The following is a 13,167-nucleotide window of genomic DNA, read 5'->3' on the forward strand; positions in this document are numbered from 1 at the left end:
TTCTCTTCTCTTCTGTTCTTCTCTTCTGTTCTTCCGGATACCGCGCCCGTCGGCGGGGCCGGGCGGGTCCGTCAGTCTCCGACCATGATCGTGGTGAGGATCGCGGCGAGATAGCCCGGGTCGCGCACGCCGCACAGCTCGCGCGCCGAGTGCATCGACAGGCCGGGCACCCCCACGTCCACCGTGGTGACGCCGAGGCGGGCCGCCGTGAGCGGGCCGATCGACGTACCGCAGGGCATCGCGTTGTTGGAGACGAACGGCTGCCAGGGAGCCCCGGCCCGCTCGGCCGCCGCCGTGAACACCGCGAAGCCGGTGGAGTCGGTGGCGTACCGCTGGTTGACGTTCACCTTGACCGTCGGGCCGCCGTTGGGGATCGGGCGGTGGTCGGGGTCGTGCCGCTCCGCGTAGTTGGGGTGGACCGCGTGCGCCATGTCGGCGGAGACGCAGAACGCGCCCGCCAGCGCCCGCGACCAGTCCTCGTCGCTGCCGCCGCGCGCCGACACGGACCGCGACAGGATCCGCTCCAGCAGCGGACTCTGCGCACCCGTCTCGGAACCGCTGCCGACCTCCTCGTGGTCGAAGGCGGCCAGCACCGGCACGAAGGAGGGCTGCGTGGTCCCCGTCGCCGCGTCCACCAGAGCGGTTACTCCGGCGTGCACCGAGACCTGGTTGTCCAGCCGGGACGCCACCACGAACTCCTGGTCCACGCCCAGATATCCGGGGGGCTGGACGTCGTGCAGCATCAGGTCCCAGCTCAGCACGTCCGCCGGGTCCTCCCCGGCGGACGAAGCGACAAGGCGCAGCAGCTCGCCTTCCCGCGGGTCGCCCAGCGCCCAGATCGGAGCGATGTGCCGCTGCCGGTCCAGGGCCACGCCCTCGTTCACCGAACGGTCCAGGTGAATGGCCAACTGGGGTACCCGCAGCAGGGGTTCGTCGATCTGTACGAGTCGGCTGCGCGGGGCGCCGTCGGGGCCGCGCAGGGCCAGGCGGCCGGAGATGCCCAGATCCCGGTCGAGCCAGGTGTTCAGCGGGACCCCGCCGTAGATCTCCACACCGATCTGCCGCCACCCCGAAGTCCCGGTGTCCGGTGCCGGTTTGATCCGCAGGTTCGGGGAGTCGGTGTGGGTGCCGACGATCCGGAACGGGGTGTGGGCGGGCGCGTCCTCGGGAACGTACCAGGCGATCAGCGCACCGGCGCGGCTGACGAAGCAGCCGCCGGTCGCGCCCGTCCAGTCGTCCGTGCCGCGCAGTTCGCGGAAACCGGCCTTCTCCAGACGTTGGGCCGCACTGGCCACCACGTGGTACGGGGAAGGGCTGGCGGCGATGAAGGAGAGCAGGTCGTCGGTGTGGCTGCGGTGGGGGGCCGGAGTCATACGGCGTCCGCCTTTCCGGTGTTGGGCAGTGACGGGGAGGGTGACGGTCCGCCGGGCTGGTCGGGCCCGGCGCTGGCGTCCCCGGCGGAGCCTCCGGGCACTTCGCCCGGGGGCCCCTGCGAGGGGCGCCCCCCGAGGAGTTCCCGCACCGGCCGGTCGGGCCGGGCACTGAACTCCGCGAGCAGGTCGGTGTACGACGCGAGAAGGTCGTGGGCGGTCGTGTGGTCCCACAGGTCGGTGGAGAATTCCAGGAACGTTCGATAACCCTTCGCGGGGTCCCGGCGCGGCGCAAGTCCGAAGCACAGTTCGGTGCGGGAAAGCGGCGGTGCCAGATCGGCCACCTCGACCCGGAGCCCGGGGATCTCGATGTCCGTGTCGACGGAGTTCTGGAACGCCAGGACGTGCGGAACCCGGTCCGGGACGCTGACAGCGCCAGCGTCCCGCATCGCCTGCATGATGCGCGCGGTGGGCAGCACATGCGCCATGGCACCGAGCGCGCCCGCGCCCGTACGGACCGCGAACTCCGCGCAGGTCTCGTCAAGATTGGCCGAATCCAGTCGTACGCGGACCATCACCGCGGTGGACGTCATCGCCACGAGCGACTCCGAAGCGGTGTCCTCACGGTTGGCGTACGGCACGCTCAGCAAGGTGTCCTCCTCTCCCGACAGCCGGGCCAGGAACACCCCGAGGGCCGCCGCCGCGACCGCGAACGGCGTGGTGCGCCGCTCGGCCGCCAGCTTCTCCACCGCCGCCCGCACCTCACCCGTCGCGACCCCGCGCACGGTGTCCCCGTGCCCGCTCAGCTTCTGCGGGCGCGGCCGGTCCGTCGGTACGGGGACGGCGGACGGCACCCCTTCCAGGTAACGGGCGCAGAACGCGGCCCGCTCCGCCTCGACGCCGGGATCGTGCCGCTCCCGCTGCCACCGGGCGTACCCGGGCGCCTGCATCGCCGGAGCGGGCAGGCCGTGCGGGACGCCCGCGGCGGCCGCCGTGTAGAGCGCGGCGATCTCCGCGAGCAGCACGGACAGCGACCAGCCGTCGGCGCAGACGTGGTGCAGGACGAACATCAGCTCCCAGCGGTCCTCCTCGACCCGCAGCAGCCGCGTCCGGGGCTGGAGCGACCGCCCCAGGTCGAAGGGGGCCGCCGCGTCGGCCCGGCACAGGGCGTCCGCCCGGGGCCGCCGTTCGGCGGCGGGCAGCCCGGTCAGATCCTCCACCGGCAGTGCCACCGGCTCCGCGGCCAGCACCTCCTGCCACCACGGCCCGTCCGGCGCCCCCTCCTGCGCGAACCTGATCCGCAGCCCGTCGTGCCGGGCGACCAGCTCGGTCACGGCGGACCGCAGGGCCGCCGGGTCCAGCGCCCCGGTGAACGTGATGCGCGTCGGCACGTTCCACACGGCGGGGTCGGGCATGGCGTGGTGCCCGGCGATCATCCGGGCCTGTTGGTCGCTGACGTGGGCGCGGTCGACGACGGCCACGACGTCCGTCCCGGGCCTGTTGGTGTCCGGCCCGTCCGCCCCGGGCTCGTGCGTGTCCGGCCCGTCCGGCTCTGTCCCGTCCGTGTCCGGCCCGCCCGCCTCCGGGCCGCCCGCCAACTGCTCGGTCATGGCACGCAGGGTGGCGTCGGCGAAGAAGTCCGCCAGCGGGTAGTCGACCCCGAGTGTGTCCCGGACCCGGTTCACCAGGCGGATCGCGGCGATCGAATTGCCGCCCAGGTCGAAGAAGTTGCCGTCGGCGGCGAAGCCCGCTCGGCCGAGGACGGACTCCCAGACCTCGCGGAGGAGCACGGCGGTGCCGGAGGCCGTCCGGGTGCCGTCCGGTTCCGTCGCGGCGCCCGGCGCGGACGCGTCCGCCCCGGCCGCCGTGTCCGCTGTGTTCGCTGTGTCCGATACGGCCGTGACCTCCGTGCCCTCCGTGCCCGGGGCCGTCATCGTGCCCAACCGCTCGTCCAGCTCGGCGAGATACCCCTCCGCCGTCGCCGCGTCGAACAGATCCGCGTCGTAGCGCAGCCGCAGCCGCAGGCCTCCGCCCCGAACGTGGGTGGCCATCAGGGCCAGCTCCAGGGGTGCCGACTCCGTCCCGGCCGCCACCCCCTCGGCCCGCAGCCCGGGCAGGTCGATTCCGGCCAGCACCGCCCGGTCCAGATCGACCGAAACGGTCACGAGCGGGCGCGGATTCCCCGGGTCCGGATGGACGTCCGCCAGCAGCGCGTCCAGGTCCACCCCGCTGTGCTCGTCCGCCGCGAACAGCGCCTGCCCGGTGGCCCGTACGGCCTCCGACGGCGAGGTCGCGTCGGTGGCGGACAGCGGCAACGGCAGCAGCGCCACATGGAACCCGACCGTGTCCGCCGTCGCGGGCGACCGCCGCCCGAACGTCGTGCCGAGCAGGAACGCGTCCTGCCCCGACCGCCGACGCAGCACCAGCTGCCACGCTGTGCACAGCGTGGCGAAGAGGGTCACGCCCTGCTGCCCGCTCCACTCCCGCAGCCGGTCGGCCCGCTCCCGGCCCACGGCCCGGGCCACCGCCCCACCGCGCCCCGCCACCCGGCGACCGCGCGGCCGGTCCGTGGGCAGGACCAGCACCGGCGGCCGGTCGCCCAGCAGCTCGCGCCACCAGGCCAGGTCGGCCACGTCGGCCGCAGGCTCGGGGGCTCCGACGGTCGTCCCGGCGGGACGGTCGAAGACCGGCGTCCGTCCGGCGCGGGCCGCCGTGTACAGCTCCTGGAGGTCCCCGGCGATCAGCGCCGCCGAGTGCCCGTCCGTGATGATGTGGTGCGTACCGAGCACCAGGACGTGGTCGTCCTCGGCCAGCCGGAGCAGCCGGGGCGTGAACAGCGGCCCCCCGGCCAGGTCGTAGGCCCGGCCGCTCTCCTCGGCGAGCAGCGCCCCGATCGCCCGCTCGGCGTCCTGCCCCCGGGCGTCGGTCACCGTCAACGGGATGCGCAGCCCGTTCCGCACGACCTGGACGACGCCCGTCTCCTCCTCGGCCCGGAACACCGTGCGGAGCCCCGCGTGCCGCTCGACCAGGCCGTCCACCGCCGCCTGCAGCGCCGCCACGTCCAGCGGACCGCGCAGCCGTACGGCCCCCGTCTCGTTGTACGCCGCCGGGTTCTCCATCAGCTGCGCGGCCAGCCACAGCCGCCGCTGCGCCGAGGTGGCGGGCGCGACGGTGTCCTCGGGCCGGGCGTCGCGCTCCTTCGTCCGGCGGCGCAGCACGTCCAGGTGCTCCAGCCCCGACCGCAGCCGCTCCCGGTCCATCCCGAAGTCGACCAGCGCGGCGATCTCGTCCACCCCGGCCCCGTGCAGCGCGTCGACGAACGGGGCGACGCTCGTCGGCGTGCCGATCAGGGCCCGCCGGTCGCAGTAGCGGTCGTACGCGCGGCGGAACAGATAGTCCAGGTCCTCCTCGCCCGCCGCCGCCACGTCCTCGCGACGGGACCCCGCGGCGGTGGCCGCCGAGCGCATCAGCAGCGATGACCGCAGATACCGCACCATCGGCTCCAGCGCCTCGGCCCGGGCGGTGGCGTGGTCGTCGCCGAGATACGTGTGCACCAGCACCGTCACCCGCCCGGCCGCCGGGTCGAGCCCGCACTCCGCACGCGTACGCCGGTAGTGCGCGATGTTCGCGGCCAGTTCGTCCACGGTCTGGCTCATCAGGTTGGTGACGACCCCGAGGCCGCGCCGGGCCGCCTCCTCGTACGACGCCCGCTGGCCGGAGGTTGCCAGGAAGAACGGCGGCTCCTGTTGCACCGGGCGCGGCCGGATCCGGATCTCCGCCTCCGCGCCCTCGCCCGTGCGCCGCCGCACCGCCTCCCCGCGCCACAGCCGGCGCACCTCGTCGAGGTGGTCGAAAGCGATCCGCCGCCGGTCCGTGAACCGGTCCGGGTGCAGGGCGAAGTCCCTGGCGTGCCAGCCGGTGGCGCAGCCGATGCCGACCCGGCCGCCGGAGAGGTTGTCCACCACCGACCACTCCTCGGCGACCCGCACCGGATCGTGCAGCGGCAGCACGACCGAGCCCGCGTTGATGCGGACGCTCCCGGTCTGCCGGGCCACGGCGGCGGCGAGCACGGCGGGGTTCGGGAAGATCCCGCCGAAGGAGTCGAAGTGCCGCTCGGGCAGCCAGACGGAGGAGAAGCCGTGCTCGTCGGCGAAGCGCGCGGTCTCCAGCACGGTGTCGTACGCCTCCGGGACGCCGCTCCCGCCGGCTCCGTCGCTCCCGCCGGTCTCCGGATAGTCACCGAAGAAGTAGATGCCGAACTCGGGTGCGGGACGCCGTACGTCGGCGCGCGGTACGGCGGTGGGCCGGGTGGTCCGGGTGGTCCGGGGGAAGAAGCCGCCGTCGCGCAGCTCGCGCAGCGATCCCTCCACCGCCTCCGCGACCCTGTTCACGTCCTCCTCCGTGTGGGCGGTGGAGAGGTAGAAGCTGCGCCACTCCCACACGTAGACGCCGCGCAGTTGGAGGTGGTGGTAGAGCAGCTCCAGGTCGGCGCGGTGCCGGAAGCGGAACATCGACCCGAAGTGGGCCAGCTCCAGGGGGAATTCCTCGTCGCGGAAGAACGCGTTGAGCCGGTCGGCGAGCGCCTGGGTGCGGGCGTTCAGCCCGCTCTGGAGGCCGGGCCCCCGCTCGGTGAGGTGGGTGAGCACCGCGCGGGCCGCCGCCATCGACAGCGGGTGCTGCATATACGTTCCGCCGATGAACGTCGTCTCGCGCGAGGGGCCGCCGGGCTCCCCGTACCGCCAGAACCCGCCGTCCACACCGTCGAGCAGATCCGCCCGCCCCGCCACCGCGCCGATCGGGAAGCCGGCCCCGAGCGCCTTGCCGTACGTGGCCAGGTCCGGCACCACCCCGAAGTGCTCCTGTGCGCCGCGTGGGTGGGGGCGGAGCCCCGTCAGCATCTCGTCGAAGAGCAGCACGATGCCCCGGCGGGCGGTGAGTTCGCGCAGCGAGCGGACGAACTCCACCGGCCGCAGCCCAGGGTTGCGGCACTGCACGGGCTCGACGAGGACGGCCGCGATGCCGTCCCCGAGGGCGTCGATCGTCTCCAGGGACTCCTGGGCCCCGTACTCCAGCACGATCAGCTCCGCCACCGCGCTGGCCGGGATGCCCCGGGAGACGGGCACGGCGTGCTGCCCGGGCCCGCCCGGCCGGCCGAGGACGGAGTCGATGTGCCCGTGGTACGAGCCCCGGAACATGACGACCTTGTCGCGCCCGGTCGCGGCGCGGGCCAGCCGGATCGCGGCCGAGTTCGCCTCCGTACCGGACGAGGCGAAGGCGACCCGGTCCAGGCCGGTCAACGAGGCGAGCAGGGTTGCGGCCTCCCCGGTGTCGGGGGACCGGGGGCCGAAGCGCAGCCCGTCCGAGAGGTGGCGGCGCACGGCCTCGGTGACGGGCTCCGCCTCGTGGCCGAGGAGAAGTGCCCCGAACCCCATGGTGATGTCGGTGTAGGTGTTGCCGTCCACGTCGGTGAGCCGGGAGCCGTGCGCCGAGCGGGCCGCGACCGGGTAGAGCATCTCCTTCGTGGCGTCCCGGAACCCCACGACGGCGCGGCTGTCGGCGAGCACCGAACGGTGCTGCTGGGCCAGCTCCTTGGAGGTACGGGTGCGCTCGGTGAACCGCCGGACCAGCGAGGCGGTGTGGGCCAGCTGGGCCTCGTCGGCCCCCGCCCCCGCCATCCCGCCCGCCGCGTCCACGACGAGACGGGGGCCGTGAGCGGCCTCCCCGGCGGTGGGTTCCGTGTCGTCCGCCGCCTCGACCTGGCGGCGGGCCTCCGCGAGCCGGGCGGTGAGCGCGCGGGACAGCTCCGCCGCCCGCGCCACGGCCTCGGCGGCCGAGTCGGCGGGGGTGGGGGCGGTGGCGCCGCTCCCGGCCCCGTTCCCGTTCCCGGCCTCGGCGGATTCGGGTATCCCCGTGCTCATCGGCCGTCCGTCCCCGTGGTGCGGGCGGTCAGCAGGGCGACGGCCTCGGAGAGCTGGGTGAGCATCGTGGCCTGGGTCTCGGCCAGTTGGCGCAGCTGCTCGGAGAGGGCGGCGACCTCGGCCCTGGTGGCGTACACGGACCCGTCGGCCGCAGGCACGGGCACGGAAGCAGGCACGGGCAGGGAAGCAGGCGCGGGCACGGGCGCCGGCCCCACCGCCGCCGTCGGCGGTGGAGTCCGCCGCCCGGCTATCAGCGCTGCCGTCAGCCGGGGTGTGCCCGCCTCCTCCAGGACCTCCCGCATGCTGATCTCCGTGGAGAACTCGGCCTCCAACTGCCGCACCATCCCGATGAGCTGGAGCGAGTCCGCGCCGAGGCCGACGAACGTGCGGTCGGCGGCGACCTCGTCGGGCCGGTGGCCGAGATGGCGCGCGGTCAGCTCCAGCACCCTGTCCAGTACGGCCTGTTCGGTCATGCGGTCCTCCGTGGAGCGTGGGGATGGGTGAGCGGCCCCGCCGGTCGGGGCGGTCAACTCCCTGAGCGAGGTGAGCGAGGTGGGCGAGGTGGGCGAGGTGGGCGAGGTGGGCGAGGTGGGCGAGGTGAGCGGGGGCGGAGAGGTGGGCGGGGGCGGAGAGGTGGGCGGGGGCGGCGGGCCGGGCGGTACCGGGGATGTGTACGGGGCCGGGCCCCGCCAGTGTGACCGGCGCTGGAAGGGATACGTGGGCAGCCGCACGCGCCGGCCGCCGCAGCGGTCGAGCAGCGCCGCCCAGTCCACCCCGGCCCCGCCACAGTGCAGCGCGGCCACCGCCCGCTCCCACCGCCGCGTCGGTACGCAGACCGCGTCCGGCAGCGACCGGCGGACCATCCCCGTCAGCACGGCGGACGGGCCCAGCTCCAGCAGCAGCGGGGACCCGGCCAGCCGGTCCAGGACGGCGGCGAAGTCCGCCGTGCGGCGGGCCTGCGCGACCAGGTACGCGGCGTCCGGCCGCCACCCGGCGGGGCGGACCGTGCCGTCGATGCCGTCGACGAACTCCGTGTGCGAAGGCCGGAGTTCCGCCTTGTCGGCCAGCACCCGGAGGTCCTCCAGCGCCGGGTCGAGCAGCGCCGTGTGGAAGGCCCGGTCCACCGCCAGCACCTCATACGCCTCACCCCGCGCGGCCAGCAGCGCCCGTGCCGCGTCCACCGCCTCCGGCGGGCCGCCCAGAACGTGGTGCGCGGCGCCGTTGACCACGGCGAGCTCCAGCCCGGGGACGGCGGCCAGCAGCTCCCGCACCCGGGCCCGGCGGACGAACGCGGAGACCATCGCGCCCGGGGCCGTCCGCTCCTGCATCAGCCGCCCGCGCCCGCACACCAGCCGCATCGCGTCCTCGGTCTCCAGCGCCCCGGCCACGCACAGTGCCGCGTACGCGCCGACGCTGTGCCCGGCGACCCGGGCCGGGGTGACCCCGAGCCGTTCCCACAGCCGGGCCTGGGCGAGCTGGAGGGCGAACAGGGCGGGCTGCGCGAAGGCGGTGTCCCACCGCTCGGGACCCCGTCCGCCGACGACCCGGTCCAGGAAGTCGTCCCGCCCGGCCTCCTCCGCGTACACCTGGGCGCAGGCGTCGAGCACCTCGGCCACGACCGGGAAGCGCGCGGCGAGTTCCGCGCCCATGCCCGGATGCCCGCCGCCCTGGCCGCTGAAGAGGAACACCGGCCGCCGCTCCCGTACGCCCTCGGCGACCCCGGTCGTGTACGCCTCGCCCTCCGGGGCCCCGGACAGGAACGCGTCGAGACCGGCCACCGGATCCGCACCCGTGACGACCAGCCGGTGCGGCAGATGCCGCCGCCCGAGCGCGGTGGTGGTCAGCAGATCGGCGAGGGAGGGCGGCGATCCGCCCGCCAGGCGGTCCCGCAGCGCGGCGGCGTACGCCCGCAGCGCGTCCCCGTCGGCGGCCGAGAGCGGCAGCAGCGCGGGCGCGGGCACATCGCCGGAGACCGACGCGGTGCGCGGGGTCTCCGGCCCCTGTTCCAGGATCACATGAGCGTTCGTACCGCCCATGCCGATGGAGTGCACACCGGCTCGCCGCACCCCCGGCAGCGGCCAGGCACTTTCCCGTACCGGCAGCAGGAACGGGCTGTCGTCCACCGCCAGCGCCGGGTTGGGCCGGGAGAAGTTCACCAGCGGCGGGACCACTCCGTGCCGCAGCACCTCGACGGCCTTGATCAGCCCCGCCAGCCCCGCCGCGCTGTCCAGGTGGCCGATGGCCGGTTTCGTCGAGCCGAGCGCGCAGAAGCCGGTCCGGTCGGTGTGCGCGCGGAACGCCTCGGTCAGGGCCGCGAACTCGATCGGGTCGCCCTTCAGCGTGCCCGTCCCGTGCGCCTCCACATAGCCGATCGACGCCGCGTCCACGTCCGCCGCGCGCAGCGCCCCGAGCACCGCGTCCCGCTGCCCGGCGACCCCGGGGGCGGCGAACCCCCCTCTCCCCGTACGGTCGTTGGTCGCCTTGTCCGAGCCGTCGTTGGTGACCGCCGAGCCCAGGATCACCGCGTGCACGGTGTCGCCGTCGGCCCGCGCGCGTGCCAGCGGTTTGAGGAGGACGGCGGCGGCCCCGTTCCCCCCGACCGTGCCGTCCGCGTCCGCGTCGAAGGCCCGGACCGTGCCGGTGGGAGAGAGGGTGGAGCCCTTCACCGGGACCTGGCCGGTGACCCCCGGCAGATGCAGGGCGGCGGAGCCCACCAGCATCAGCTCCGCGTCCCCGGCGCGCAGCGCCTGGCAGGCCAGATGGACCGAGACGAGAGCGCTGGAGCAGGCCGTCGAGACGGTCAGCGCGGGACCGGTCAGACCGAGCCGGAAGGCAGCCCGGGTGGCGGTGAAGTCGGGGTAGTTGCCGACCTGGACCTGCTTGGCGGTCATCCAGTCGCCCGAGCCGGCCTCCCCCGCCAGGTTCTCGGCGAGGTAGCTGTGCAGCGAGTACAGGCGGTAACCGGAGCTGCCGTACACCCCGATCCGTACGGGGCCGCCGTCGCCGCCCGCGCAACGGTCCTCGCCGCCCGCGTAACCCCCGTCCTCCAGGGCGTGGAAGCAGCACTCCAGGAAGAGGCGCTGCTGCGGATCGGTCAGCTCAGCCTCCCGCCCGCTCATCCCGAAGAACCCGGCGTCGAAGCCGTCCACGTCCGCCAGGAGCGCGCTCGCCCCGCCGAACCCCGGTCGCTCGTACTCCGCCGCCGGGACCCCCGCCGCGGCGAACTCGGCCCGGGTGAAACGGCGTACGTGGCCGACCCCCGCCCGGATGTCGCGCCAGTACGCCTCGGGGGTGTCAGCCCCCGGAAACCTCAGCGCCGTCCCGATCACCGCGATCCGGTCGTCCCTCAACGGCTTCTTCCTTTCGCAGCCCCGCACGCCCCACCCGCCGCGTTCCCGCCACCCTCAGCAGGAACACCACGGCGACGACGATGGCGGCGCCATGGGACCAGCCCACCACGGCCAGCGGGGAGAACCGGTCGAGGGCCGCCGCCACAAGGATCATGCCGACGCCGAAGCCGAGGTTCTCGAAAGTGGCCGAAAGACCGAAGGCGTGGCCGCGCAAGGTGGCCGGAAGTGTCTGGAGATGCGAGGTGTACGCGACCTCGGTGAGGCCGTCCGCGGCCCCTGCGATCAGCGCGATCACCGCGGTCACGGCCAGCGGGAACCCGGCGAACGCCGCGATGAACGCCGCCGACATCACCACCGTGCCGTAGCCGAATCCGAGCGCCCCCACGGAGCGTCCGGTGCGCTGCGCGTACCGCTGGATCACCTGCTGGGCCCCGATGTTGCCGAGTGCCCACACGCACCAGAAAGCGCTGACGAACACCGCGGGATTCGACGCGTCGAGCGAGGTGGAGTAGATCGGCAGCGCCGCGTTGTGGGACGAGGAGCCGAACGCGTCGACCCCGCGCAGGGCCACCATCAGGCCCATCCCGGGTGCGGCGGCCAGGGCGAGGAAGGCCACGGGCCGCCAGCGCCTGCCGCCCTTCGCGGACGCGGCGCCCGAGGCGTCCAGCCCGGCCCCGGAGCCCCTGGCGGCCGTGCCATCCGCTCCCTTGGCGTCCGCTCCCTTGCCGCCTGCTCCCTTGGCGGCGTCCGCTCCCTTGCCTCCGGCGATCGGCAGCAGGGCCACCGTCACCGCGCAGGCCACGAACGTCGCCATGTCGACAACGAAGGCCGCCGTGTACCCCACGAGGGACACCACCACACCCGCCGAGGCGAACCCCGCCACCATGGCCAGCGAACGGCCGGTGATCGAGAGGGAGTTCGCCCAGGCCCTGCGGTCCTCCCCGACCATCTCCGGGATCGAACTGCGCAGCGCCACCATGAACAGCGTTCCGCACGCCCCGATCACCACCGAGACGGCCATCAGCGCCCCGGTCAGCAGTCCGTCCGGCGCCAGGATGAGCACCAGCATCACGGCGCCCTGTCCGACATTCGCCCACAGCATGATGTTTTTCGCGCTGAAACGGGCGAGCAGGCCGCCCACGACCAGGCCGGCGACGAATCCGGAGGCGAGCCGCACGGCCATGAACAGCCCCATGGCCAGCGCCCGGCCCGTCGTCTCGTAGACGAAGAGATTCAGCGCCACCATATTCAGGAAAGTGCCGTAGGAAGACACCGCGTATCCGGCGACGAGGAATCGAAAACGGCGCTCGGAGACCGCGGTATCCCGATCCTCCTGGGCCTCCCGGGACTTCCGGGCACCGCCGTCCGCCTCGTCCGCCTTCGGCCCGTCCGCACTGCCCATTCCAGATGTCACCCGGACATACTCGTCGAGCACGGACGCCGGACGGGGGCCTCACGATTGCACAAAGGTAATCTGCATCCTTGTGAAGGACGATCATTCCCCCTCACCGGTATGTGATTGCCGTGAATCACCCTCGGACCGGTCGATACCGGAACAACCCTGCGAGGCGGCGCTCGCGGCCTATCGTCGTGCGCTGACGGAGGGCCGCCTCCCGGCCGGCGCCGCGCCCCCCTGCCTGCGGTCCCTGCACCTGATGGTGGCCGACCAGGAATCACCCGGCTACCTCATCCCCGTACCGCCGGAGACCGCCTCGTTCGCCGCGCTCGCCCCGATCGAGGAGGCGATCGTGGAGCAGCGCCGCACCCTGCGCTCCGCCCGCGCCACCCTCGCCGCCTTCGAGGGGCTCTACGCCGAGATGCACCGGCAGGAACGCCCCGTCCTCACCCGGCTCTCCGGCACGGCCGTCATCGGCAAGGCCCTGGACGCCGGGGTCAGCGGCTGCCGCGCCGAGGTCCGCACCGCCCACCCCGGCGGCGGGCGCCCCGCCCACGTCCTGGAGCAGTCGCTCCCGCGCGACCTGGGCAACCTGCGCCGCGGCATCCGGCAGCGCACCCTCTACCAGCACACCGTCCGCTCGGACCGCACCACGCTCGCCTACATCGAGCAGGTGACCGCCGAGGGCGCCGAGGTCAGGACCCTGGCGGAGGTCGCCGACCGGTTCATCGTCTTCGACCAGGACCTCGCCCTCATCCCGTTCTCCGACGAACCGCACACCGCCCTGCGCGTCCAGCACCCGTCGCTGGTCCGCTTCCTGGCCCGCCACTTCGACGAGGCGTGGTCCCGGGCGGTCCCGGTCCGCCCCGAACGCGCGCCGCTGCGCACCCCCGTCGTCACCTCCGACCTCCAGCGCACCATCCTCCAGGCCGTCGTCAACGGCGAGACGGACGCCGCCATCGCCCGCCGGATCGGCATGAGCCGCCGCAGCGTCGCCGAGCACATGCGCAAGGTCTCCGAGCAGCTGGGCAGCAACAGCCGCGCGCAACTGGGGTATCTGGTCGCGACATCGGGCCTGCTGGACGGCCGATAACGCGCGGGAGGGCCCGTCCGCGCGGACGGGCCCTCCCGGT

5 protein-coding genes are annotated in these 13,167 nt (G+C 74.2%); 1 reads left to right on the forward strand and 4 read right to left on the reverse strand.

Going from position 1 to position 13,167, the window contains the following annotated elements; translation table 11 throughout:
- Positions 1-71 precede the first annotated feature (71 nt).
- From AB0F29_RS21660 to AB0F29_RS21675, 4 genes are read right to left on the reverse strand one after another with little or no spacing between them, the layout of a single operon-like run.
- Positions 72-1,373, reverse strand: coding sequence for a M18 family aminopeptidase (locus tag AB0F29_RS21660; protein WP_361874317.1), 1,302 nt, complete (start codon positions 1,371-1,373; stop codon positions 72-74).
- On the reverse strand, positions 1,370-7,288 hold the full coding sequence (locus AB0F29_RS21665; RefSeq protein ID WP_361874319.1) for a MupA/Atu3671 family FMN-dependent luciferase-like monooxygenase: 5,919 nt from the start codon (positions 7,286-7,288) through the stop codon (positions 1,370-1,372). The genes AB0F29_RS21660 and AB0F29_RS21665 overlap by 4 nt, the downstream gene beginning before the upstream one ends.
- The gene (locus AB0F29_RS21670) at positions 7,285-10,638 is read right to left on the reverse strand and encodes a beta-ketoacyl synthase N-terminal-like domain-containing protein (protein WP_361874321.1); all 3,354 of its coding nucleotides are present in this window, start codon (positions 10,636-10,638) and stop codon (positions 7,285-7,287) included. Before AB0F29_RS21670 ends, AB0F29_RS21665 begins: the two co-directional genes overlap by 4 nt.
- Positions 10,583-12,040: an MFS transporter gene (locus AB0F29_RS21675; protein WP_361874539.1), complete on the reverse strand. Its 1,458-nt coding sequence runs from the start codon at positions 12,038-12,040 to the stop codon at positions 10,583-10,585. The genes AB0F29_RS21670 and AB0F29_RS21675 overlap by 56 nt, the downstream gene beginning before the upstream one ends.
- Before the next feature lie 82 nt (positions 12,041-12,122).
- On the opposite strand from AB0F29_RS21675, the gene AB0F29_RS21680 reads away from it, so the two are divergent.
- Positions 12,123-13,127 carry a LuxR C-terminal-related transcriptional regulator gene (locus tag AB0F29_RS21680; protein ID WP_361874323.1) on the forward strand — a complete coding sequence of 335 codons (1,005 nt, stop codon included), beginning with the start codon at positions 12,123-12,125 and terminating at the stop codon, positions 13,125-13,127.
- Positions 13,128-13,167 lie beyond the last annotated feature (40 nt).

The organism is Streptomyces sp. NPDC026589, assembly GCF_040638385.1.
Taxonomy (GTDB): Bacteria; Actinomycetota; Actinomycetes; order Streptomycetales; family Streptomycetaceae; genus Streptomyces.